Origin of the sequence: Streptomyces sp. RP5T, assembly GCF_003933965.1 — a bacterium.
In the GTDB taxonomy this organism is placed as follows: Bacteria; Actinomycetota; Actinomycetes; order Streptomycetales; family Streptomycetaceae; genus Streptomyces.
Map to the genome: position 1 here is coordinate 1 of NZ_RSAJ01000072.1, position 23,763 is coordinate 23,763.

General features: G+C 68.9%; 18 protein-coding genes. 4 read left to right on the forward strand and 14 right to left on the reverse strand.

What is annotated here, in order from left to right; all coding sequences use genetic code 11:
- The 12 genes from EHS43_RS10860 to EHS43_RS10915 form a co-directional block, all read right to left on the reverse strand.
- Positions 1-761 (reverse strand): ABC transporter ATP-binding protein (locus tag EHS43_RS10860; protein WP_125190329.1); only part of this gene is annotated, 761 nt, incomplete at its 3' end.
- Entirely contained in the window at positions 754-1,728 is a 975-nt protein-coding gene (locus tag EHS43_RS10865; RefSeq protein ID WP_125190330.1) for an ABC transporter ATP-binding protein, read from the reverse strand. The genes EHS43_RS10860 and EHS43_RS10865, both read right to left, overlap by 8 nt.
- Before the next feature lie 493 nt (positions 1,729-2,221).
- Positions 2,222-3,190 carry an ABC transporter permease gene (locus EHS43_RS10870; RefSeq protein ID WP_125190331.1) on the reverse strand — a complete coding sequence of 323 codons (969 nt, stop codon included), beginning with the start codon at positions 3,188-3,190 and terminating at the stop codon, positions 2,222-2,224.
- A complete protein-coding gene (locus tag EHS43_RS10875) occupies positions 3,183-4,106 on the reverse strand; it encodes an ABC transporter permease (RefSeq protein ID WP_125190332.1) in 924 nt (307 codons plus the stop codon). The genes EHS43_RS10870 and EHS43_RS10875 overlap by 8 nt, the downstream gene beginning before the upstream one ends.
- Positions 4,107-4,113: 7 nt before the next feature.
- Complete coding sequence (locus EHS43_RS10880; RefSeq protein WP_125190333.1) at positions 4,114-5,757, reverse strand: ABC transporter substrate-binding protein; 1,644 nt, start codon at positions 5,755-5,757, stop codon at positions 4,114-4,116.
- Between the two features lie 933 nt (positions 5,758-6,690).
- Complete coding sequence (locus EHS43_RS10885) at positions 6,691-7,824, reverse strand: ABC transporter ATP-binding protein (RefSeq protein ID WP_125190334.1); 1,134 nt, start codon at positions 7,822-7,824, stop codon at positions 6,691-6,693.
- Between the two features lie 13 nt (positions 7,825-7,837).
- Complete coding sequence (locus EHS43_RS10890) at positions 7,838-8,899, reverse strand: ABC transporter ATP-binding protein (RefSeq protein ID WP_125190335.1); 1,062 nt, start codon at positions 8,897-8,899, stop codon at positions 7,838-7,840.
- 15 nt (positions 8,900-8,914) lie between these two features.
- On the reverse strand, positions 8,915-9,892 hold the full coding sequence (locus tag EHS43_RS10895) for an ABC transporter permease (RefSeq protein WP_125190336.1): 978 nt from the start codon (positions 9,890-9,892) through the stop codon (positions 8,915-8,917).
- A 98-nt stretch (positions 9,893-9,990) separates the two neighbouring features.
- A complete protein-coding gene (locus EHS43_RS10900; RefSeq protein WP_125190337.1) occupies positions 9,991-11,784 on the reverse strand; it encodes an ABC transporter substrate-binding protein in 1,794 nt (597 codons plus the stop codon).
- A 99-nt stretch (positions 11,785-11,883) separates the two neighbouring features.
- Entirely contained in the window at positions 11,884-12,903 is a 1,020-nt protein-coding gene (locus EHS43_RS10905) for an ABC transporter permease (protein WP_185806200.1), read from the reverse strand.
- 373 nt (positions 12,904-13,276) lie between these two features.
- A complete protein-coding gene (gene typA, locus EHS43_RS10910) occupies positions 13,277-15,184 on the reverse strand; it encodes a translational GTPase TypA (protein ID WP_020119702.1) in 1,908 nt (635 codons plus the stop codon).
- 126 nt (positions 15,185-15,310) lie between these two features.
- Positions 15,311-17,557, reverse strand: a complete 2,247-nt coding sequence (locus EHS43_RS10915) for an ABC transporter family substrate-binding protein (protein WP_125190338.1) — start codon at positions 17,555-17,557, stop codon at positions 15,311-15,313.
- Between the two features lie 299 nt (positions 17,558-17,856).
- On the opposite strand from EHS43_RS10915, the gene EHS43_RS10920 reads away from it, so the two are divergent.
- The 4 genes from EHS43_RS10920 to EHS43_RS10935 are packed head-to-tail and all read left to right on the forward strand — an operon-like array spanning position 17,857 to position 21,722.
- A complete protein-coding gene (locus EHS43_RS10920; protein WP_125190339.1) occupies positions 17,857-18,147 on the forward strand; it encodes a 2-hydroxyacyl-CoA dehydratase in 291 nt (96 codons plus the stop codon).
- Positions 18,148-18,166: 19 nt separating this feature from the next.
- On the forward strand, positions 18,167-19,003 hold the full coding sequence (locus tag EHS43_RS10925) for a hypothetical protein (RefSeq protein ID WP_125190340.1): 837 nt from the start codon (positions 18,167-18,169) through the stop codon (positions 19,001-19,003).
- A gap of 17 nt (positions 19,004-19,020) precedes the next feature.
- On the forward strand, positions 19,021-20,955 hold the full coding sequence (locus tag EHS43_RS10930; protein WP_125190341.1) for a fumarate reductase/succinate dehydrogenase flavoprotein subunit: 1,935 nt from the start codon (positions 19,021-19,023) through the stop codon (positions 20,953-20,955).
- Positions 20,952-21,722 carry a succinate dehydrogenase/fumarate reductase iron-sulfur subunit gene (locus EHS43_RS10935; protein WP_125190342.1) on the forward strand — a complete coding sequence of 257 codons (771 nt, stop codon included), beginning with the start codon at positions 20,952-20,954 and terminating at the stop codon, positions 21,720-21,722. The genes EHS43_RS10930 and EHS43_RS10935 overlap by 4 nt, the downstream gene beginning before the upstream one ends.
- 39 nt (positions 21,723-21,761) lie before the next feature.
- Here EHS43_RS10935 and EHS43_RS10940 read toward each other — a convergent pair whose 3' ends face one another.
- Together EHS43_RS10940 and EHS43_RS10945 are read right to left on the reverse strand one after the other, a co-directional pair.
- The gene (locus EHS43_RS10940; RefSeq protein ID WP_125190343.1) at positions 21,762-22,730 is read right to left on the reverse strand and encodes a phosphotransferase family protein; all 969 of its coding nucleotides are present in this window, start codon (positions 22,728-22,730) and stop codon (positions 21,762-21,764) included.
- Positions 22,731-22,775: 45 nt separating this feature from the next.
- The coding region (locus tag EHS43_RS10945) for a hypothetical protein (protein WP_125190344.1) at positions 22,776-23,763 on the reverse strand (988 nt) is incomplete at its 5' end.

Genomic DNA, 23,763 nt, shown 5'->3' on the forward strand with positions numbered 1-23,763 from the left:
GTGTAGGGGTGGGTGGGATGGTCGTAGATCTCGGCGTCCCGGCCGATCTCCACGATCCGCCCGAGGTACATCACCCCGACCCGGTCCGAGATGTGCCGCACGATCGACAAGTCGTGCGCGATGAAGAGGTACGACAGCTCGAACTCGCTCTGCAGCCGGTCGAGGAGGTTGATCACCTGGGCCTGCACGGAGACGTCGAGGGCGGAGACCGGTTCGTCGGCGACGATGACCTCCGGGCGCAGGGCGAGCCCTCGCGCGATGCCGATGCGCTGGCGCTGGCCGCCGGAGAACTGGTGCGGATAGCGGTTGATGTACTCGGGGTTGAGGCCGACGACGTCCAGCAGGTCCTGGACCTTCCTGCGCCGGTCGCCCTTGGGGGCCACCTCGGGGTGGATGTCGTACGGCTCCCCGATGATGTCGCCCACCGTCATCCGGGGGTTGAGCGAGGTGTACGGGTCCTGGAAGACCATCTGGATGTTCCGGCGCACCGACTTGAGCGCCTTGCCGGAGAGCTTGGTGATGTCCTCACCCTTGTACCTGATCGCCCCCTCGGTCGGCCGTTCGAGGTTGACCAGCATCTTGGCGACGGTCGACTTGCCGCAGCCGGACTCCCCGACGATGCCGAGGGTCTCGCCCTTGCGGAGCGTGAAGTCCACGCCGTCCACGGCCTTGACGGCTCCGACCTGCTTCTTGAACAGCACTCCCCGCGTCAACGGGTAGTGCTTGACCAGTCCACCCACTTCCAGGATCGGCTCAGCCATTGAGGCACTCCGTCCAGAAGTGACAGGCGCTCGTCCGTCTGTCGTCGACCTCGTACAGAGGAGGCACGTCCGTCCGGCACACGTCACGGGCCATCGGGCACCGGGGGTTGAAGGCGCACCCCGGCGGGATGTTCATCAGGTTGGGCGGCAGTCCCTTGATCGCGTACAGCTCCTGGCCCTTCTGGTCGAGACGGGGGATGGAGTCGAGCAGTCCGCGCGTGTAGGGGTGGGCCGGTGACTTGTAGATGTCGTGGACGGGGGCCTGTTCGACGATCCGGCCCGCGTACATGACGGCGATCCGGTCGGCCACGTCCGCGACGACACCGAGGTCGTGGGTGATGAGGATGAGCCCCATGTGGTACTCGCGCTGGAGCTCGGCGAGCAGCTCCATCACCTGCGCCTGGACGGTGACGTCGAGCGCGGTGGTCGGTTCGTCGGCGATGATCAGCGCGGGTTCCAGGGCGAGCGCCATCGCGATCATGATGCGCTGGCGCATGCCGCCGGAGAACTGGTGCGGATAGTCCTTGACGCGCTCCTTGGCGGCGGGGATGCGGACGTGGTCCATCAGCTCGGCGGCCTTCGCCCGGGCGTCCTTCTTCGACATGCCCCGGTGCACCACGAACATCTCGCCGAGCTGGTCGCCGACGGACAGCACGGGGTTGAGGGAGGACAGCGCGTCCTGGAAGATCATCGCCATTTCGGCGCCCCTGACCTTGCGCCGCTCGTCCTCCTTGAGCTTCAGCAGGTCCCGCCCCTGGAAGACGATCTCGCCCCCGGCGATCCGTCCGGGCGGCATGTCGAGGATCCCCATGATCGCCTGCGCGGTCACCGACTTCCCCGACCCGGACTCCCCGAGCACCGCGAGGGTCTCCCCGGCGTCCACCGCGTAGTCGACCCCGTTGACCGCCTTGGCGACCCCGTCCCGGGTCCTGAACTCCACGTGCAGATCACGCACTTCGAGCAACACGGCGACTCACCTCGGCTTCGGGAAGGGACGCGGCGCGGCCCCGCGGGTGGAGGGACACGGGGTGGCTGGGGTGGACCTGGGCCCGCGGCGAGGTGGGGGCGGCCGCTCGGCCGTGGAGCACCTGCTGGCCGGCGGCCGCCGCACGAACCGGCTCGGGCGTCCCGCGTCGCGCCGGGCACACGGGTCCCGCGGCCGGCCGCACCGGACGTCCGCCCGCGGCCCGGACACCCCGGAGCGGTTCGCGCCGGGCGGTCAGGGCGCCGCCCTCCACGTCAACGCCGGTGCCGGCACCGGCCGGCTGCGCGCCGGCCCGGAGAAGACGCTCGCCGCCTGTCCGCAGGTCCAGGTGCGCGACCTCGCCGACCACGGGAACCCGCACGCCGCCCCGGCGCCTCCGGGCCCCGGGCACGGGTCCGGCACGACCGCCACCGGGACCACCGCGGGGACACGGGCGGCAGGCGTGGCCCGCTTCCGTGCTCGTCACCACGTCCGCTCACCTCAGCTTCGGGTCGAGGGCGTCGCGGACCGCGTCGCCGAGCATGATGAAGGCGAGGACCGTGATGGCCAGGGCGCCGGCGGGCCACAGGAGCATGTGCGGGGCGTTGCGGATGTAGGGGGAGGCCGCGGAGATGTCGATGCCCCAGCTGACCGTGGGCGGTTTGAGACCCACGCCGAGGTACGACAGGGTCGCCTCCAGCGAGATGTACGTGCCGAGGGCGATGGTCGCCACGACGATCACCGGGGCGACGGCGTTCGGGGTGATGTGCCGCAGCAGCAGGCGGGAGTTGGAGGCGCCCAGCGCCCTGGCCGCCTGCACGTAGTCGTTCTGCTTGGCGGTGATCACCGAGCCGCGCGCGATGCGGGAGATCTGCGGCCAGCCCAGCAGCACCATGAACCCGATCACCGGCCACACCGTGTTGCTGGTGACCACCGACAGCAGCACCAGACCGCCCAGTACCACGGGGATCGCGAAGAAGATGTCGGTGGTGCGGGACAGGATCGAGTCCGAGAAGCCCCCGAAGAACCCCGCGAGACCGCCGAGGATCGACCCGAGGATCGCGACGCCCAGCGTGGCGCAGACGCCGACCGTCACGGACGTACGGGCCCCGTACACCGTGCGCGTGTAGACGTCGCAGCCCTGGCCGTCGAAGCCGAAGGGATGCCCCGGCTGCGAGCCTTCCTGGGCCTTCGACAGGTCGCACTTCAGCGGGTTCTGGGAGGCGATCAGCGACGGCCACAGGGAGATGACGACCAGGAAGAGGATCACCAGGGCGGAGATGATGAAGACGGGGTTGCGGCGCAGGTCGCGCCAGGCGTCGGACCACAGGGAGCGGGGCCGGTCCTGGGGGCCCGTGCCGTCGGGGCCCTTCTCCAGGGTGGTGGCCTCGCTCACCGCGAGATCCATCGCACCGCCTGCTCCGGTCCCGGCGATGGCGCCCTCTGTTTCCTGGTATTCAGGCATAACGGATCCTGGGGTCGAGGACGGCGTACAGGAGGTCGACGATCAGGTTGGCGATCAGGAAGACCAGGACGAGGACGGTGACGAAGCCGACCACGGTCTGGGTGTTCTGGCGCAGGATGCCCTGGTACAGCTGGTAGCCGACGCCGTGGATGTTGAAGATGCGCTCGGTGACGATCGCCCCGCCCATCAGGGCGCCGATGTCGGTGCCGATGAAGGTGACGACGGGGATCAGCGAGTTGCGCAGCAGGTGGCGCGTGATGACCCGGTGCCGGGGCAGCCCCTTGGCGACGGCGGTGCGGACGTAGTCGGAGCGCTTGTTCTCGGCGATCGAGGTGCGGGTCAGCCGGGTCACGTACGCCAGCGACACGGACGCGAGGACGAGTCCCGGCACGATCAGTTCGCCGAACGTGGCCTCCGTGGACACCGACGGTTTGATCCAGCCCCACTCGACGCCCAGGAGCAGCTGGAGCAGCAGGCCGGTGACGAAGGTGGGGACGGAGATCACGACGAGGGTGAGCAGCAGGACCGAGGTGTCCACCGGTCGCCCGCGCTTGAGGCCGGTGACGACACCGAGGGTGATGCCGATGACGATCTCGAAGAGGATCGCGACGATGGTCAGCCGGATGGTCACGGGGAACGCCGACTTCATCAGCTCGGTGACCTCCTGACCGTTGAACGCGGTGCCGAAGTCGCCGGTGAAGACGTGCCCCATGTAGGTCAGGTACTGCTGCCAGACCGGCTTGTCGAGGCCGAACTCCTTCTTGAGCTGGGCGGACGTCGCCGCGTCGCACTGCTTGTCGCCGCACAGGCCCGCGATGGGGTCGCCCATCACGTTCACCATGAGGAAGATCAGCAGGGTCGACCCGATGAACACCGGGATCATCTGGAGCAGCCGACGGACGACGTACCGTCCCATGGCGGGGTCAGCCGACCTTGATCTCGTTGTAGACGGGGACGCTGAACGGGTTGAGCTTCACGTTGGAGAGCCGCTCCGAGTAGCCCGCGCTGCCGTTCTGGTACCAGAGCGGGATGGCGGCCATGTTGTCCCGTACGACCTTCTCGGCCTCCTGGAACGTCTCGACGGCCTTGGCGGTGTCGGTCTCGGCGTTGGCCTCGTTGACGAGCTTGTCGAAGTCCTTGTTGGACCACTTGCCGTCGTTGGAGGAGGCGTTGGTGTAGTAGAGCGGCTGGAGGAAGTTCTGGATGAGCGGGTAGTCCATCTGCCAGCCCGCCCGGAAGGGGCCGCTCATCTTCTTCGCGGTGATCTGGCTGCGGAAGTCGGCGAAGGTGCCGACGGGGTTGCCGACGCAGGCCTTGTCGTTGCCGAGCGCGTTGTTGATGGAGTTGCAGACGGCGTCGACCCACTGCTTGTGGGAGCCGGTGTCCGCGTTGTACGTGATCTTGATCCCGCCGCCGGGGAGTCCGCCGCCCTCCTGGACGAGCTTCTTGGCCTCGGCGGGGTCGTAGTCGCAGGCGTCCCCGCACAGACCCTCCTTGTAGCCGCCGTCGGCGCCGAGGACCGGGGAGGTCCAGTCGGTGGCGGGGGTGCGGGTCTTCTGGAAGATGGTCTGGGTGATCTGGTCGCGGTTGATCGCGCGGGACAGGCCGGTGCGGACCTTCTCCATGCCGGCGGTGTTCCACTGCTTGTCGTAGAACGGGAAGGCGAGGGTCTGGATGATGCCGGCCGGGGTGTTGATGTACCGGTCGCCCAGGTCGCTCTTGACGTTCTTGAGCTGGGCGGCCGGGACGTCGTCGACGAGGTCGAGGTTGCCGGCCATCAGGTCGGTGTAGGCGGTGTTGTTGTCGGTGTAGACCTTGAGGGTCACGCCGCCGTTCTGGGCCTTGTCGCTGCCGGGGTAGCCGTCCCACTTCTTCAGGGCCATCTGGGAGCCCTTGGTGTACGACTCGATGGTGTACGGGCCGTTCCCGACCGGCTTCTTCACCCAGGCCGCGTGGTCGGTGAAGAAGGCCTGCGGGAGCGGGGCGTAGGCGGGGTAGCCGAGGGTGTCGGGGAAGGTCGAGAACTTCTGGTTGAGCTTGACGGTGAAGGTGTTGGTGCCGGTGACCTTCAGACCCGAGAGGGTGTCGGCGGTCTGCTTGCTGCCGTCCTCGGGGTGCGTCTTGTCGTAGCCGTCGATGTAGCCGAAGAAGTAGGCGTTCTTCTGGTTGTTCTTGAGGGAGGCCCCGTAGTTCCAGGCGTCCACGAAGGACTTGGCGGTGACCTTCTCGCCGTTGCTGAAGGTCCAGCCGCTCTTGACCGTGATCGTGAAGTTCTGCGAGTCGCTCGTCTCGATCTTCTCGGCGAGCATGTCCTCGGCCTTGCCGGTCTCCGGGTTGTACTTCTTCAGGCTGCGGAAGATCATGTCGAGGACCTTGCCGCCCTGCACCTCGTTGGTGTTGGCCGGCTCCAGCGGGTTCTGCGGGTCACCCCAGGACGAGCTCAGCACCGCGCTGCCGTCACCGCTGCCGCCACTGCCGCCACCGCTGTCCCCACCGCCGCAGCCCGTCGCCGCGAGGGCTGCTGCCGCCGCACATGCGGCCCATCTGGCGTGCGTGGCTCCGCGCATGGAGTGCCTCCTCAGACTGATCCGTTACCGGCCAATATCGGATCAGAAAAGACATTCCGCACGCCTGACTAGGCCTTTGGAGCAGAAGCCGCGACCGCGGGGAGGGGGACGGCGGCCATGACGTCTCCGGCCCCGGTCCAGGGGTGCATGAGGTTGCCAGCCCATTTCGGGCGCGCACGTCGGCCGTTGGCGGGCACGCCCCTGAACGGTGCCGACCGCCGGGCACCCAGGAGCCGTACCGAGTCGTCGGCCCGGAGAGGTGCGTGGGCCTGCGCCGCGTCAGTCGCCGGGAGGGACCCGTATGGGCGGCGCTCAGGTCCGTGGGCATACGGCGACTGGTGACGGGGAGCATCACGCCCCCGGCCTCGGCCCAGGCCTGCGCCGGGTAGATGACTCCCGCCGACCAGAACCACCGCGGAGACACGGCGCACCGCATCTCCGCCCCCGGTCCCGGAGCCGTGCCGAGCCGTCAGCTTCACGACGGACGCGCAGGACTGTGACGACTGAGCGGCCGGGCGGGGCCGAGCCTCGGCGCCCACGAGGTCCGCGAGGGCCCACGACGACCGGCATCACGCCCCCGGCCTCGGCCCAGGACTGTCGGCCGTGGCGGGCACGCTGGATCAGATCCACCGCAAAGACGCAGCACAGCGCACCCCTCTCCCCTGCCCCGGAGCCGTGCCGGGTCGTCAGCCTCATGACGGGCGCGCAGGGCTGTGGCTGCTGAGCGGCCGGGAGAGGCCGAGCCTGCCCACGAGGACTGGTGACGCGGGACATCACGCTCCGGCCCCGGCGCAGGTGGACACAGCTCCCCTGCGGCCCCGTTCAGGGCCTCACCCGCCCGCGGTCACATCGGCCCTGCCCCCGGAGGGAAACGCCTCGGCCGGGGGCGGGCGGCGTTTGCCTCCCGCCCCCGGCCGGGGGTCGTGCTGGGGGTCAGTCCTTGGCGGGGGTGTCGGACTCCGCCGACTCCTCCAGGGCCTTCAGGGCGGGATCCATGATCACGTCCGAGTCGCGGGCCTCGGTGGTCGGGTCCTCCGGGAAGTGGCAGGCCGTCAGGTGGCCGACCTTGTTGCCGGAGATCTGCACCAGCGGGGGCTCGTCCGTGGCGCACTTGTCCTGCGCCTTCCAGCACCGGGTGCGGAAGCGGCAGCCCGACGGCGGGTGGATCGGCGAGGGGACGTCCCCGAACAGACGGATCCGCTCCCGGCCCTCGCCGCCCTCCTCCAGCTCCACCTCGGGAACGGCGGAGAGCAGGGCGTGGGTGTACGGGTGCCGCGGCCGGTTGTAGATCGAGTCCCGGTCGCCGACCTCGACCACCTTGCCGAGGTACATGACCGCGACGCGCTGCGAGAAGTGCCGTACGACGGCCAGGTCGTGGGCGATGAACAGGAACGCGATGCCGAGCTCGTCCTGGACCTTCTTGAGCAGGTTGACGACCTGCGCCTGGATGGACACGTCGAGCGCGGAGACCGGCTCGTCGGCCACGATCAGCTTCGGGTTCAGGGCGAGCGCGCGGGCCACGCCGATGCGCTGGCGCTGACCGCCGGAGAACTCGTGCGGGAAGCGGTTGTAGTGCTCCGGGTTGAGGCCGACGAGCTCCAGCAGCTCACGGACCTTCTTCTCCCGGCCGCCCTCCGGCTCGATCCCGTTGACCTCCATCGGCGACTTGATGATCGAGCCGACGGTCTGGCGCGGGTTGAGCGAGGAGTACGGGTCCTGGAAGATCATCTGGATCTCGGACCGCACCGGCGCGAGCTGCCGACGCGAGGCGTGGGTGATGTCCTGCCCCGCGTAGGTGATCTTGCCGGCGGTCGGCTCCAGCAGGCGGGTGATGAGCCGCCCGGTGGTCGACTTGCCGCAGCCGGACTCGCCGACCAGGCCGACGCTCTCGGCGACACCGACCGAGAGGTCGATGCCGTCCACGGCCTGCACCGCGCCGACCTTGCGTTTGATCGGGAAGCCGCCGTAGATCGGGAAGTGCTTGGTCAGGCCCTCGACCTTGAGGAGTTCCTCGGTCGAGGTGCCGGTTGAACCCTGCTGGGCGGGGAGGGTGAGGTTGTCGCTCATGTCTCGGTTCTCCCTAGCGCAGCCGGGGCTGGATCTTGTCGATGAAGATGGTCTGCTTCTGCTCCGCCGTCAGGTGGCACGCGGAGGCCCGGCCCTCGGCCAGCGGAGGCCGCGAGTCCGTGCACAGGGTGCCGGGCACCTCGTCCTTGAAGGCGCACCTGGGGTGGAACGGGCAGCCCGAGGGCGGGTTGAGCAGCGAGGGCGGGGAGCCGGGGATCGGCACCAGTTCCTCGTTGACGTCGCTGTCCAGCCGCGGCATCGAGCTGAGCAGACCCCAGGTGTAGGGGTGGCGGGGCGCGCGCATGACCTCGCGCACGCTGCCGCGCTCCACGGCCCGGCCGGCGTACATCACCAGCAGGTCGTCGGCCATGTTGGAGATGACGCCCAGGTCGTGGGTGATGAAGACGATCGCGGAGCCGAACTCCTGCTGGAGGTCCTTGAGCAGGTCCAGGATCTGGGCCTGCACGGTGACGTCCAGTGCGGTGGTCGGCTCGTCGGCGATCAGCAGCTCGGGGTCGCACATCAGCGCCATGGCGATCATCGCGCGCTGGCGCATACCGCCGGAGAACTGGTGCGGGTAGTCGTCGAAGCGCGTCTTGGGCTGCGGGATGCCGACCTTCTCCAGCATCTGGACGGCCCGGTCCTTCGCCTCCTTCTTGGAGGCGCCGCGGTGCTTCATGAACGGCTCGGACAGCTGGCGGCCCACCGTGTAGAACGGCGACAGCGCGGTCAGCGGGTCCTGGAAGATCATCGCCATCTTGTTGCCGCGGAGCTGCTCCAGCTCGCGCTCGGTGGCGGTGACGAGTTCCTTGCCGTCGAGGACGATCTCCCCGTCGATGGTGGTGGTGCGCGGGTTGTGCAGGCCCAGGACCGTCAGGTTGGTGACGGACTTGCCGGAGCCGGACTCACCGACGATGCCGAGCGTCTTGCCGCGCTCGACGTCGAAGGAAAGACCGTCGACGGCCTTGACGATGCCGTCCTCGGTGGAGAACTGCACCTTCAGATCGCGCACTGAGAGGAAGCTGTCCGAGCCGGAAGGGGCCGGGGCGTCCTCGGTCTTGGTCAGTGTGGTCACGGTGGTTCGTTCTTCCTAGGAGAGACGGACGCGCGGGTCGATGACGGCGTACGCGATATCCGTGAGGATGTTGACGATCAGGATGAAGAAGGCACCGAACAGCATGACGCCCATCGTGAGCGGCAGGTCCTTGTGGACCGCGCCGTCCACGGCGAGGCGGCCGATCCCCTGGAGGGAGAAGGTCAGTTCGGTGACCACGGCGCCGCCGAGCATCGAGCTGATGTCGATGCCGAGGACGGTGACGATCGGGATCATCGAACCGCGCCAGGCGTAGCGGAAGAAGACGTACTTGTTCGACATGCCCTTGGCGCGGGCGGTGCGGACGTGCTCCTCCGCGAGCTGCTCGATCATCGAGGAGCGGGACATACGCGTGTACTGCGCGGTGAAGATGGTGGCCATCACCAGCACCGGCAGCAGCATGCCGGTGAACCACTTCACCGGGTCCTCGGTGATCGGGTGGTAGGCCGGGTTGTCCATCCAGCCCGTGCTGTAGACGAAGATCAGCAGGACGATCGGCCCGAGCACGTAGATCTGGAACGAGCTGAGCACCATCGACACACCGGTGGCGACCTTGTCGATGAGGGTGCCGCGCCGGTAGGCGGCGACCATGCCGGCTCCGACACCGACGATGACGAAGACGACCGCACCTCCCGCGGTGAGCGTGAGGGTCGTCGGGAAGCGGTCCATGATGGTGGACCAGACCATGTCGCCCGAGTAGAACGACTGGCCGAGGCAGGGCGCGCTGCAGTGCCCGGTCGGGAAGTCACGGCCCATCACGATGCCGGACATGAAGTCCCAGAACTGCTGGTGGATCGGCAGGTTGAGGCCGAGTGCCTGGCGGATGTCCTCCAGTCTCGCGGGCGAGCAGTCCTTGCCACAGGCCAGGGAGGCGTAGTCGGAGGGCGCGGCGACGAACAGGAAGAACGTGGCGGCGCCGATGAGGAAGAGGGTGACCAGGGCACCGACCGTGCGCCGGAGGATGAACTGAAACATGGCGGGAGGGCTGCTCTCTGCGGAGACGGTGGGAGGTTTCACGGAGGTGCGGGGGTGCGCTCCGCCTGGTGCGCACCCCCGCGATCAGCCGTAGAGAGTTACGACTTCACGTACAGACGGGTGATGTCGATCAGGCTGGACACCGAGCCGTAGCGGGCGCCGCCGATGTTCGACCCGGAGAGCTGGAACTGCTTGGTGTACCAGAGCGGGGCGGCCGGGACGACCTTCTCCAGCAGGTAGTGCTGGGCTTCCTTCCACGTCGCGGCGGCCGCGGTCGGGTCCTGGGAGAGCGCCTTCTTGATCAGGGCGTCGACCTTCGGGTCCTTGACGTGCGAGTAGTTCGAGGAACCGTCGGAGACCTGGGTGCCGTCGTAGATGGGCGTGATGACCGTGCCCGCCGACGGCCAGTCCTGGCCCCAGCCCGTGATGTAGATGTCGTACGGGTTGTTCAGCTTGCCGATCTGCTCGTAGTAGCTCGCAGCGTCGACCTCCTTGGCCACGACGTCGAAGCCGACCTTGGTCAGGGCGTCCTCGATGGCGACCTTGCGCTTCTGACCGGCCTCGCTGTTGGCGTAGGCGAAGACGACCTTCTTCTCGGCGGCCGGGACGCTCTTGAGCATCTCCTTCGCCTTGGCGATGTTGCCCTGCGGCGTCTTCAGACGGCCGTAGGGGTCGTAGTTCGCCTCGTAGCCCGGCAGGGTCGGGGCGAAGTAGTTCGGGGCCACGTCGCCGCCGTACGCGCCACCCTCACCGGCGATGAGGGACTTGGAGTTGACCGCGTAGGTGATGGCCTGGCGGACCTTGAGGTCCTTGACCCGGTCGAGGTTGAACGTCAGCTGCATGACGTAGGGCTGGTAGCCCTTGACCGTGCGCTTGCTGACGGCCGGGTTGCCGATGACGTCCTGGATCTGCGTGGACTCGACGCCACCGGTGAACTGGATGGCGTTCTTGTCCGCGCCCTGGTCGGCGATCAGACGCTTGGTCTGGGTCGACTCGGTGATGCCGAACTGGAAGTCGAACTTGTCCGCGTACTGGTGACGGACGGAGTCGGTCTTGGGGTCCCAGTTGGTGTTCTTGGCGAGGACGAGCTCCTTGCCCACCTTGTTCGAGACGATCTTGTACGGGCCGGTGGCGACCGGAGCCTTGTCGTACGCCGCCTTCGTGTCCGTCTTCTCCGGGACGATGGCGTAGCCGGCCATGGCCAGCGTCTGCGGCAGGTCCGGGCGCGCCGTGTCGAAGTGGAAGACGACCGTCTTGTCGTCCGGGGTGTCCAGGACCGAGGCCGGCAGGTGCTTCTTGCCGAAGCCGCCGTCCGGGAGGGCCTTGCGGTAGTCCGACCCGCTCAGCCAGGTCTGCAGGTAGGTGGGGCCGTCGAAGATGAAGCTGGCGTACTGGCGCTCGACGGTGTGGCGGACGTCGGCGGACGTGATGGCGTTGCCGTTCTGGTCCTTGACGCCGTCCTTCAGCGTGAAGGTCCAGGTCTTGCCGCCGTCCGAGGACTTGCCGGAGTCGGTCGCGAGGTCACCCACGACCGAGACGCCGCCCTTGCCGTCCTCCTTGAACTGGGTCAGGCGACGGAACAGCAGGTTGGCGACCTGACCGGCGTCGGAGACGTAGATCTGACCCGGGTCCAGGTGCGAGACACCCGCCTCCTGGTACACGTTGATCGTGCCACCGGGCTTGGCTCCGGCGACCTCCTCGGCGGGACCCGTCGAGCCCGCGGCGTCGGCATAGGTGACCGCCTTGGACTGGACCGACGCTTCGCTCTGGTCCTTCTTCGAGTCGGTACCGGAGTTGCCGCCCTCGTTCTTGGAGCAGGCCGTGAGAGCCAGGGAACCGGCCGCGAGGGCGACGACGACGGCGCGCGCTCTGCGCGAACTGATGGGCTTCATGAGGCGAATACCTACCTGTCGGTTGTTATCCATGAGTACTGCCTGACGCGGCTGGTAGGCCGACGCGGGGGCGGCAGCCACCCCCCACCAATGGACGAGTTACCGCCCGGACTTGGGGTCGAAAGCGTCCCGGACCGAGTCTCCGAGGAGGTTGAAGGCCAGAACGAAGATCACCAGCGCCAGACCGGGGAAGAAGAGGAACGCCGGGTCCTGCTCGGTGTAGTTGGCAGCGGCGGCGAACAGTCGTCCCCAGTCCGGAGTCGGCTCGACGAACCCGACTCCGGCGAACGAAAGGAAGGCGATGGTGAGGATGGTGCTGGGCAGCGAGTACGTGAACTGCACCAGGATCGGCGTCACCACGTTCGGCAGGATCTCCTTGCGGACGATCCGCCAGGGCGAGGCGCCGGAGACCTTGGCGGCCTCGACGAACTCGCGCTCACGCAGGGACAGCACGGTGGAGCGGACCAGTCGGGCCATGCCCATCCAGCCCAGCAGCCACAGCACGATCAGCATCGCCAGTGCGCGGAAGTACGTGGGGGTCTCCTCCCGCGGGTCGACGAAGAACGCGGTGACCACGGGCATGAAGGCGATGAAGAACAGCTGCTGGGGGAAGGACAGGAAGAAGTCGGTGACCCGGCCGATCCAGTAGTCGGTGCGACCGCCGAAGTAACCGCCGATCAGACCGATGATCACGCCGGTGGCCATCAGCAGGACGGTCACGCCCAGCGCCATGAACAGCGACGTCCGCATGCCGTACACGAGCATGGCGAACAGGTCACGGCCGTACTGCGGCTCCACACCGAACCAGTGGTCGCCCGAGACGCCGCCGAAGTAGCCGAGCGGAAGACCGAACTGGTCCAGGACCGGCTTGTCCGCGTAGGTCGGGTCCTGACCGTACAGGGTGTACGGGTCGGTCCCGCTGAGCTTGACCAGCAGCGGCGCGGCCAGCGAGACCACGAAGTACAAAATCACTACCACGGCGCAGATGACACCGGTACGGTCGCGCTTGAAGCGCTGCCACATCAACTGGCCGGGAGAACGACCCTCGAGCTTCTGCTCGGCCTTGACAGGCTCGGCGTTCGACTCGAGCTCGGGGTCCAAGGCGACTGGACTGGTCATGTGTGTACTTCCCCCGGGGGGTTGGAGAGTTGAGCGCAGCACAGATACCGGCAGGTTCTGTGGTTTGGGGGAACTTTCGCCAAAGTGTTCAACGCGCGTCAAGGGCGGAAGGCATAGGGATCTCCCTACCGGCCATATTTTGAGGAAAAATTGCAAAGATTGACACCTGGTCGCGCTTGACACGTGAGACGACAGACCGTCAAATCGGACATACCGCAATGGATTTCGGTTCACATGTCCGAAACACGATCGGGGTCTTACCGATATCCGGACGGTGTCTCATAGATCGCGGACAGGCTTTCGCGGGCACACCGAAGGCCCGGTTCCCCGCGGGTCGAGGAACCGGGCTGCCGACGACCGCCGGCGGGTCGGATCAGCCGTGCTTGGCGCGGCTCGCGGCGCGGGCGCGCTCGCGGGCGTCCAGGTTCACCTTGCGGATGCGCACCGCTTCCGGGGTCACCTCGACGCACTCGTCGTCGCGGCAGAACTCCAGGGACTGCTCCAGGGAGAGCTTGCGCGGCGGGACGATCGCCTCGAACGAGTCGGCCGAGGACGACCGCATGTTCGTGAGCTTCTTCTCCTTGGTGATGTTCACGTCCATGTCGTCGGCGCGCGAGTTCTCACCGACGATCATGCCCTCGTAGACCTCGGTGCCCGGGTCCACGAACAGCACGCCGCGCTCCTGGAGGTTCGTCATCGCGAAGGCGGTGACGGCACCGGAGCGGTCGGCGACCAGCGAGCCGTTGTTGCGGGTCTGCAGGGTGCCGAACCAGGGCTCGAAGCCCTCGTGGATGGAGTGCCCGATGCCGGTGCCGCGGGTCTGCGTCAGGAACTCGGTCCGGAAGCCGATCAGACCGCGGGAGGGCACCACGAACTCCATGCGCACCCAGCCGGAGCCGTGGTTCGACATGTTGTCCATGCGGCCCTTGCGGACGCCCATGAGCTGCGTGACCGCGCCCATGTGCTCCTCGGGCACGTCGATGGTCATGCGCTCGACGGGCTCGTACACCTTGCCGTCGACTTCCTTGGTGACCACCTGCGGCTTGCCGATGGTCAGCTCGAAGCCCTCCCGGCGCATGGTCTCGACCAGGATGGCGAGCGCGAGCTCACCACGGCCCTGGACCTCCCAGGCGTCGGGCCGCTCGGTGTCCAGGACGCGCAGCGAGACGTTACCGATCAGCTCGCGGTCCAGGCGGTCCTTGACCTGACGGGCGGTCACCTTGCGGTCCTTGACGGCCGCCTTCGCGTCGGCGCCCTTGCCGGTGCCGCCGCGGCCGACCAGCGGCGAGGTGTTCGTCCCGATGGTCATGGAGATCGCGGGCTCGTCGACCGTGATCAGCGGGAGCGGGATCGGGTTCTCGGGGTCGGCGAGGGTCTCGCCGATCATGATGTCCGGAATACCGGCGACCGCGCAGATGTCACCCGGGCCGGCCTTCTCGGCGGGCTTGCGGGTGAGCGCCTCGGTCATCAGCAGCTCGGTGATGCGCACGTTGGACATCGTGCCGTCGCGCTTGATCCAGGTGACGGTCTGGCCCTTGCGCAGCTCGCCCTGCTCGACGCGGAGCAGCGCGATACGGCCGAGGAAGTTGTCGGCGTCCAGGTTGGTGACGTGCGCCTGGAGCGGGGCCGTCTCGTCGTACTCCGGAGCCGGGACGTGCGAGAGGATCGTGGAGAAGAAGGGTTCCAGGCTGTCGCTGTCGGCCGGGACGGTGCCGTCCTCCGGCTTGGTCAGCGAGGCCACACCGTCGCGCGCGCAGGCGTAGACGATGGGGAACTCGATCTGGTCCTCGTCGGCGTCGAGGTCGAGGAAGAGGTCGTACGCCTCGTTGACGACCTCGTCGATGCGCGAGTCGGGGCGGTCCGTCTTGTTGATGCAGAGGATGACGGGCAGCCGGGCCTGCAGCGCCTTGCGCAGCACGAAGCGGGTCTGGGGCAGCGGGCCCTCGGAGGCGTCGACGAGCAGAACCACCGCGTCCACCATCGACAGCCCGCGCTCGACCTCGCCGCCGAAGTCGGCGTGGCCCGGGGTGTCGATGATGTTGATGGTGACGACCTCGCCACCGTCCTTCGGGTGGTACTTGACGGCCGTGTTCTTGGCCAGGATCGTGATGCCCTTCTCACGCTCCAGGTCGTTCGAGTCCATCATGCGGTCGTCGAGCGATTCGGCGGCGTGCGCGGCGAAGGCACCTGCCTGCTTCAGCATGGCGTCGACGAGGGTCGTCTTGCCGTGGTCGACGTGGGCGACGATGGCGACGTTGCGGATGTCGTGGCGCGTGGCCATTAAGGCGTACTCCTGGAGTGTGAGGAAGGCCGACGCGTACGTCTGTGTTACGCGGACCCTGCCGGGCTCAACATGCCACGGCCTCACCCCATCGTACGGTGCCTCCCGGGTGAGGGCTTCCCGGGCTCAGTCACCGGTGGGGGCGGCCGAGGCCTTCGCGCCCTTCTTCAGGAAGCCCATGTCCTCGTAGACCGGCGTCTGGAACCCGAAGGAACCGGCGTTCACCACGTCCTTCTTCGCCGCCGTCAGCTGGGGACGCTGATACAGCGGGATGGATCCGGCGGCGGCCCAGATACGGGAGTCGGCCTTGCGGATCAGGCTGCGGCTCTTGCCCTCGTCGAGGGTGGAGACGGCCTGGTCGAAGAGCTGGTCGACCTGGTCGGTGCCGACCCGGGTGTAGTTCTGCTCCACGTTCAGCGACCCGTCCGCGGCCGGTACCGGCTTGGCGAAGATCGGGCGGGCGTCGGTGGCCGGGAAGGCGGAGGCGGGCCAGGAGTACAGCGCGAGGTCGTACTCCCCGGAGGCGATGTGGTCCTTGAAGTAGCTCTCGTCGGAGACCTTGGAGATCTCGGTCCGGATGCCGACCTTCCCCAGCATCGCCGAGATCCGCCCGGCGACCGTGCGCAGCGTCTCGGACCCCGGCCCCGACGGGAGCACGAACCGCAGGGCGAGCGCCTTGCCGTTCTTGGCCAGCACCTTCGTCGCCGCGTCGGCCGGAGCCGCCGTGCCCTTGGGGGCGTACGCCCCCGGCGCGCCGCCCTGCTTCAGCCGGTTCACGTACTGCTTGCCGTCCTGGGCGAGATGCTGCGGCCCGTCTCCGCCCGCGCGGTGGTCCTCGGGGTCCTTGCCGTCGCTCTTGTCGTCCCGTCCGACGATGTAGTCCCCGTCCTCGGAGTCCCCGTCCTCACTCTTCTTCCCGTCCCCGGGCTTCCGGGTGGCCTTCTCGCCCTCGGTGCCCGCCGCCTTCTCGCCCTTCTTCTTCTCCTTGTCGAGCGGACCGCCCGGCACCCACCCGGCGTCCGCCAGCAGCGCCCTGGCCTCCTTGGCGTCCTGGCCGCCGAGCGCGCCGCTGTTGTCGGCGTAGGCGTCCTGGCCGGAGAGCGCGAGGTGGCTGCCGACGGGCTCGGCGGGCAGTCCGAGCGGGGAGAGGACGAGGCCGGCCAGGGCCTTGCGGTCGATCGCGCGGGCCACGGCCCGGCGCACCCGCTCGTCGGCCAGCGGACCCGAGGCGCCGTTGAGGGCGAGCTGGGTGTAGGCGGGCTCCAGGGACCTGCGGACCTCGTAGCCCTTCAGTGCCGCCTGCTCCCGCGCGTAGGCGGCGAGGGCCCTGCGCTTCTTCTGGCGGGCGCTGAGCTCGTCGCCGTCCTCCTCGTCGTCGCCGTGGGCCAGGGCCCAGGCGCGCAGCGCGTCGGCGGCCTCCAGGTTGCTTCCGGGGCGGCGGGCGGGGAGGCCGCCGGGGCCCGCGACCGGACTGGCGCCGGCCGTGGCTCCCGCGCGGGCGGCGACGCCGATGCGGCCGAGGGCCTCGGGGTCGACCTCGGCCAGTTCGATCGCGCCGGCGGCCAGCGCGGTGGCCCGCTTGTCGCGCGGCACTGCCCGCAGCACGATCTCGTTCAGCTTGGCGGGGTGGCCCCACCAGCGCGGATTGCGGGTGAGGGTGATCTCGTCGTCCTTGCGGTCGACCTTCTTCACCTGGAAGGGCCCCGCGGTGACCTTGAGCTTCTTGCGGGCGGAGTCGTTGAAGGAGTCCGGGGTGCCCATGACGTCCTTCGGGTACAGCGGGGAGAACAGCGAGCGCCAGTCGGCGTACGGCCGCGCGAAGGTGACCCGGACCTCCAGGTCGTTGGCGCCGCGTTCGATCTTCTCGATGCGCTCGTAGCCGGCGTTGCGGGCGGTCCAGTACGAGGAGTCCTTGCCGGACAGGGCGCGCCACTGGGCGGCGAAGTCGGCGGCGCCGATCTCCCGTCCGTCGCTCCACACGGCCTGCTGGTTCAGCTTGTACAGCACGACCTGCTTGGGCTCGGTGTCGACGACCTTGGCCGACTCCAGGTAGTCGGCGTTGACCTGCGGCCGCCCGTTCGCGTCGAGCCGGTACATCGAGGGCAGCACGGCCTGGGCGACGGTGGTGGTGGTCGCGTCGGCGTCCGCCTGGAAGGTGTTCAGGGTGTCCGGGACGGCGTCCACCGCCCAGTGCAGGGTGCCGCCGTCGGCGACCCGGTCGCGGGCGGCGGGCGCGATGTCCTGCTCAGCGAGCGGTTTGCTCCCCTTGTCCTCGGAACTGCACCCGGAGAGCGCGGTCACCGCGAGCGCGCCCGCGGTCAGGAAGCCGACCGAGCGCGTGACCGCGCGCAGTGCGACGCCGTTGTGGGACATCTCTGGTTACCTCCGGGAGCCGCGGGCGTTATGATCACTTTTGGCGGTATATGGAGCTGATCACATCTATTGCGGCCACTGAAGAGGAAAGGGTTCGGCAACGGACGGCGACACGGCGACAACGGCCAGGAAGCCCACCCGTGCGGCGCAATCGACGGCGCACGAGGGGCGCGCACGGAGGCACGCGATCCGCCAATCCATGCACGTCCCTTCACACCGGCAGGTGTGACGCGCAACACTCGCAGGCGCATGACCGTTCCCGTCCAGGGCATCCCCGCCCACGGAAGTGAGGTCACGTCATGTCCGTGAACGACGAACTGGCAGCGGCCCAGCGCTCGCTCGACGAGGTGCTCAGGTACGTCAAGCGCCTGGAGCAGCAGCTGGGCAGCAGCGGTCTGGAGATGCGCCGTGTGCGGATCGACGCCGACCGCCTGCGCGAGAGCCTCGCGCTGCTGAGGGAGACCGATCCGGCGCTCGCCAAGGCCCGCCGCCAGGATTTCGTCCCCATCTCCGACGCCCCGTACGACAACACCCTGTGGACGGACTCGGACGACGAGGGACTCGGCGCCCACCACCGCCACACCCCCTGAACCCGACCGGAGTCATGAGTTGGCCACTGGTACGGAACCCCCCGACACCGAATCCCATACCGCGAGCGGCGGCGTACGCACCGGTACGCGCGCCGCGATCGACGCCCCGCACCTGCGCACCGACCGCTGGTGGCTGGCGCCCGGGGCCACGGCCGCCGGACTGCTCGCCTTCATCGTGTACTCGACCTGGCGGGCGTTCGCCGACACGGACTACTACGCGGCCCCGTACGTCTCGCCGTTCTACTCCCCCTGCCTGGCCGAGCGCTGCGCGCCCATGCGGCACGGCCCCAACTGGGAGATCTTCGGCAGCTGGTGGGCCATCTCCCCCGCGATCATCATCCTGATCTTCCCGCTCGGCTTCCGCCTGACCTGCTACTACTACCGCAAGGCCTACTACCGGGGTTTCTGGGCGTCCCCGCCGGCCTGCGCGGTGGCCGAGCCGCACAAGAAGTACACCGGTGAGACCCGCTTCCCGCTGATCCTGCAGAACATCCACCGGTACTTCTTCTACGCCGCGATCGTGGTCGCCGGCATCCTGACCTACGACACCGTGCTCGCGTTCCGCGACGAGCACTACGCGTGGGGCCACATGGGCCTCGGCACCCTGGTGTTCCTGGTCAACATCGTGCTGATCTGGGCGTACACGATCTCCTGCCACTCCTGCCGGCACATCGTGGGCGGCAAGCTCAGGCACTTCTCCAAGCACCCCGTGCGCTACCGGGCCTGGCAGCTCGTCGGGAAGCTCAACGCCCGCCACATGCAGCTGGCCTGGGCGTCCCTGGTGAGCGTGGCGCTGGCCGACTTCTACGTGTATCTGGTCGCCTCCGGCGCCTTCGACGATCCGCGCTTCTTCTAGATTGAGGGTGCCTTCTGATGTCCGTGGTCGACCGGCAGGAATGGGACGTCGTCGTGGTCGGCGCCGGTGGGGCAGGGCTTCGTGCCGCCATCGAGGCCCGCGAGCGCGGTGCCCGTACGGCCGTGATCTGCAAGTCGCTGTTCGGCAAGGCGCACACCGTGATGGCCGAGGGCGGCATCGCGGCCAGCATGGGCAACGCCAACTCCCACGACAACTGGCAGGTCCACTTCCGCGACACCATGCGCGGCGGGAAGTTCCTCAACCAGTGGCGGATGGCCGAGCTGCACGCCCGGGAGGCCCCGGACCGGGTCTGGGAGCTGGAGACCTGGGGCGCGCTGTTCGACCGCACCAAGGACGGCCGGATCTCCCAGCGCAACTTCGGCGGCCACGAGTACCCGCGCCTCGCCCACGTCGGCGACCGCACGGGCCTGGAACTGATCCGCACCCTCCAGCAGAAGATCGTGTCCCTGCAGCAGCAGGACAAGAGGGAGACCGGCGACTACGAGTCCCGCCTGAAGGTCTACCAGGAATGCACGGTCACGAGGGTGCTCAAGGACGGCTCGCGGGCTTCCGGTGTCTTCGCCTACGACCGTGAGACCGGCCGTTTCTTCGTCCTGGAAGCCCCGGCCGTGGTGATCGCGACCGGCGGCATCGGCAAGTCCTTCAAGGTGACGTCGAACTCGTGGGAGTACACCGGCGACGGCCACGCGCTGGCCCTGCTCGCGGGCGCGCCCCTGCTGAACATGGAGTTCGTGCAGTTCCACCCGACCGGCATGGTCTGGCCCCCGTCGGTGAAGGGCATCCTCGTCACCGAGTCGGTCCGCGGTGACGGCGGGGTGCTCAGGAACTCCGAGGGCAAGCGGTTCATGTTCGACTACGTCCCGGACGTCTTCAAGGAGAAGTACGCCGAGTCGGAGGAGGAGGGCGACCGCTGGTACGAGGACCCGGACAACAACCGGCGCCCTCCTGAGCTGCTGCCCCGCGACGAGGTGGCCAGGGCGATCAACTCCGAGGTGAAGGCGGGCCGCGGCTCCCCGCACGGCGGGGTCTTCCTGGACGTCTCGACACGGATGCCGGCCGAGGTGATCCGGCGGCGGCTGCCGTCCATGTACCACCAGTTCAAGGAGCTGGCCGACGTCGACATCACGGCCGAGCCGATGGAGGTCGGGCCGACCTGTCACTACGTGATGGGCGGCATCGCGGTCGAGTCGGACACGGCGGCGGCACGCGGGGTGCCGGGGCTGTTCGCGGCCGGTGAGGTGGCCGGCGGTATGCACGGCTCGAACCGCCTCGGCGGCAACTCCCTCTCCGACCTGCTGGTCTTCGGGCGCCGGGCGGGCTTGCACGCGGCGCAGCACGCGACCGGGCTCGCCGAAAACCGCCCGCCGGTGGACGAGGCCCAGGTCGACGCGGCGGCGGCCGAGGCGCTCAGACCGTTCTCGGCGGAGGCCTCCGAACCCGCCGCGGGCCCCCCGGAGAACCCCTACACCCTGCACCAGGAGCTCCAGCAGGCCATGAACGACCTGGTCGGCATCATCCGCCGGGAGGGCGAGATGGAGCAGGCCCTGGAGAAGCTCGCGGATCTTCGGGTACGGGCCCGGCGGGCCGGGGTCGAGGGGCACCGGCAGTTCAACCCGGGCTGGCACCTCGCGCTGGACCTCAGGAACATGCTGCTGGTCAGCGAGTGCGTGGCGCGGGCCGCGCTGGAGCGGACCGAGTCGCGCGGCGGGCACACCCGCGAGGACCATCCGGCGATGGAGCGCAGGTGGCGCAACATCAACCTGCTGTGCCAACTGGCCGACCCGACGGGCGGGTTGGCGGCCACGGACCCGGTCCGGGGGCAGATCGACCTCACCCGTGAGACCACCGAACCCATCCGCGCCGACCTGCTCGCCCTCTTCGACAAGGAGGAGCTGGTCAAGTACCTCGCCGAAGAGGAGCTGTACGAATGAGCGGCTACACGGCCCACTTCAAGGTGTGGCGGGGTGACGTGAAGGGCGGCGGCCTGGAGGACTTCGAGGTCGACGTCAACGACGGCGAGGTGGTGCTGGACATCATCCACCGGCTCCAGGCCACCCAGGCGCCCGATCTCGCCGTCCGCTGGAACTGCAAGGCGGGCAAGTGCGGTTCGTGCTCGGCGGAGATCAACGGCCGCCCCCGGCTGATGTGCATGACCCGGATGTCGGTGTTCACCCCGCAGGAGACGATCACCGTCACTCCGCTGCGGGCCTTCCCGGTGGTCCGGGACCTGGTGACGGACGTCGGCTTCAACTACCAGAAGGCGCGCGAGGTCCCGGCGTTCGTGCCGCCGGACGGACTCGGGCCCGGCGAGTACCGGATGATGCAGGAGGACGTGGACCGCTCGCAGGAGTTCCGCAAGTGCATCGAGTGCTTCCTGTGCCAGGACACCTGCCATGTCGTGCGCGACCACGAGGAGAACAAGCCGGCCTTCGCGGGCCCCCGGTTCCTCATGCGGGTGTCGGAACTGGACATGCACCCGCTGGACGCGGCCGAGGAGAGTGGCCTGGACCGCAAGAAGACGGCCCAGGACGAGCACGGGCTCGGCTACTGCAACATCACCAAGTGCTGCACGGAGGTCTGCCCCGAGGGCATCAAGATCACGGACAACGCGCTGATCCCGCTGAAGGAAAGGGCCGTCGACCGCAAGTACGACCCGCTGGTGTGGCTGGGCTCGAAGATCAGGAGGAGGTCTTCCTAGCCCGGGCCGGTCTCATGACCGGCTTCGCGTGCACGCCGGTCATCGTCCCACGAGCTCCAGCACCCGGACCAGGTTGTGCTCCGCGATCTCCCGCATCCACCCGGGGTTCGGGAAGTCGCCCTCGATGAGGCGCAAGGGGCCCGCGACCAGGGAGAGGTGCATGGCGAGGCGGTAGAGGCGCATACGGTCCTCGTCCAGGTCGGGAGCGCCGAGTGCGTCGTAGTGGGGGCCGAAGCGGATCCGCAGGAAGACGTGCTCCCACTCGACGTCGAAGTACATGAGCCCTTCGATGTCGATGAGGGCGGGCATGCCCTGGTCGTCCAGCAGGACGTGGTCGGCGCCCAGTTCACCGTGGACGAGGGTGTGCCGGTCGCGGGGCCGTACCGCCGCCGCGAGCCGTCGTACGGTCTCCGCGAGGTCGTCCCGTACGGCGGCGATCCGCTCGTCGCGGTCGGCGGCCTGCTCGATGTGGCGCAGGGCGTCCTCGGTGACCCTCCGGGCGGCGGAACTCGACGACGAGGTACCGCCGTTGTCGACGAGCCCGGCCTTGCCGAGGGCGGGCCCCTCCTGCGTGTGCAGGGTCGCGAGTTCGGCGGCGAACCGCCGCAGGGCCACGCGGCCCGCGACCGGGTCCCGCTCCAGGAGGCCCTCCAGACTGCCGCCCCGCATGTCCTCGACGACCACCGCGTCCCTGGTGCTGTCGGCGTGCAGGAGGCGGGGCGTGCGGACCCCGGCCGCGGCGAGCCGGTCGTGCGCGGCGGTGAAGACATCGGGACTCGTGCCCGCGGAGAAGGGGTCGCGGGGGTCGGCGGGGCCGGCGTCCCAGTAGTCCTCGTCAGCCGACCAGACGTAGGCCACGGCGGTGGTGTCGTCGTCGAGGACCAGCCGGTAGACGCCCTTCTTGTTGCCGCCGCGCAGGCGGTCGACGGCGGCGAGCGAGCGACCGGTCGCCGCCCGGGCAAGGGGCGCGAGGTCGCCGCGGCTGAGGTGTCTGCGGGTACTGGTCACCCGGCAGATCGTCGCAGTGCGGTGTCCCGGGGCGCAGGTGGTTTTCTAGCGGACCCAGTCCCGCTCGTACGCCGTCCAGTCCGCCTCCGTGGCCGCGAAGTCGACGTACAGCGCCACGCCGAAGTTCGCCCGGTCCGCGTCCGTGCGGGACAGCCCGAGCCGGACACCCCGGACGGCGGCGGGCACGGTCTCGGCGTGGGCCCAGTGGTCGAAGTTGTTCTCCCGGTAGAAGGGCAGGCCCATCAGCAGGTCGGTGGAGTCGGGGGTGACCTCCAGGGCGAGTGAGGTCTGCTGGGCCACGTATCCGCCGTACAGGCTCTCCAGCGGTGTGCTCGTGTCGTACGACATCACCGCGATCTGGTCGACCCGGCGTGCGACCTGGCCGAAGAAGGCCTGCGACCACCACTTGGGGTGCCCGGCGAGCGTCCCCGCGACCGAGTGGAGTCCGGGCAGCGGGTCGATCTGGTGGGCGGCGACCGAGAGGGGGACGCCGTGGGCGCGGGTGACCCGGTGGAGGGCGTCGAGGAGGCCGAGGTAGTGCCGGTCGCCGGAGTGCAGGGGCTCCAGGTCGAAGTGGGCGCCGTCGAATCCGGTGGCGAGGATCTGCCGGGTGGACCGCACGACGGCGGCGCGGGTGTCCTGCTCAGACAGGCGCATGCCCTCCGGGCTCTCGGTGGCGAGCTTGTCGCCGAGCCAGGCCTGGACGCGGACGCCCGGGGCCGCCCTGTGCACGGCGCCGATCAGCCACGCCGCCTTCGGGTACGCCGACGCGGGCAGCGTGCCGTCGTGCTCCAGGGGGCCCGCGTGCACGTACAGGTCCCGGATGCCGGTGTCCCGCAGGCGCAGGGCGAGGGCGCGGACGTCGGCGTCGGTCCTGCGGCCGTCCACCCAGGCGTGCCCCAGCCAGATCGCGTCCTTGCCGCGGGTGCGGGTGCCGTCGGCGGGGTCGCCGGCGTAATTGAGGCGCAGGGCGGCGGCGACCGACAGGAGGGGGACGAGGACGACGAGCGCGAGCCCGAGAGCGGCCCGGCGG

What these genes read in the sequence shown, in the direction of transcription:
- EHS43_RS10895 (WP_125190336.1), bottom strand. Translation starts at nt 9,892, where the DNA reads ATGTTTCAGTTCATCCTCCGGCGCACGGTCGGTGCCCTGGTCACCCTC.
- EHS43_RS10880 (WP_125190333.1), bottom strand. Translation starts at nt 5,757, where the DNA reads ATGCGCGGAGCCACGCACGCCAGATGGGCCGCATGTGCGGCGGCAGCA.
- EHS43_RS10905 (WP_185806200.1), bottom strand. Translation starts at nt 12,903, where the DNA reads ATGACCAGTCCAGTCGCCTTGGACCCCGAGCTCGAGTCGAACGCCGAG.
- EHS43_RS10875 (WP_125190332.1), bottom strand. Translation starts at nt 4,106, where the DNA reads ATGGGACGGTACGTCGTCCGTCGGCTGCTCCAGATGATCCCGGTGTTC.
- EHS43_RS10870 (WP_125190331.1), bottom strand. Translation starts at nt 3,190, where the DNA reads ATGCCTGAATACCAGGAAACAGAGGGCGCCATCGCCGGGACCGGAGCA.
- EHS43_RS10915 (WP_125190338.1), bottom strand. Translation starts at nt 17,557, where the DNA reads ATGTCCCACAACGGCGTCGCACTGCGCGCGGTCACGCGCTCGGTCGGC.
- EHS43_RS10920 (WP_125190339.1), top strand. Translation starts at nt 17,857, where the DNA reads ATGTCCGTGAACGACGAACTGGCAGCGGCCCAGCGCTCGCTCGACGAG.
- EHS43_RS10930 (WP_125190341.1), top strand. Translation starts at nt 19,021, where the DNA reads ATGTCCGTGGTCGACCGGCAGGAATGGGACGTCGTCGTGGTCGGCGCC.
- typA (WP_020119702.1), bottom strand. Translation starts at nt 15,184, where the DNA reads ATGGCCACGCGCCACGACATCCGCAACGTCGCCATCGTCGCCCACGTC.
- EHS43_RS10935 (WP_125190342.1), top strand. Translation starts at nt 20,952, where the DNA reads ATGAGCGGCTACACGGCCCACTTCAAGGTGTGGCGGGGTGACGTGAAG.
- EHS43_RS10885 (WP_125190334.1), bottom strand. Translation starts at nt 7,824, where the DNA reads ATGAGCGACAACCTCACCCTCCCCGCCCAGCAGGGTTCAACCGGCACC.
- EHS43_RS10900 (WP_125190337.1), bottom strand. Translation starts at nt 11,784, where the DNA reads ATGAAGCCCATCAGTTCGCGCAGAGCGCGCGCCGTCGTCGTCGCCCTC.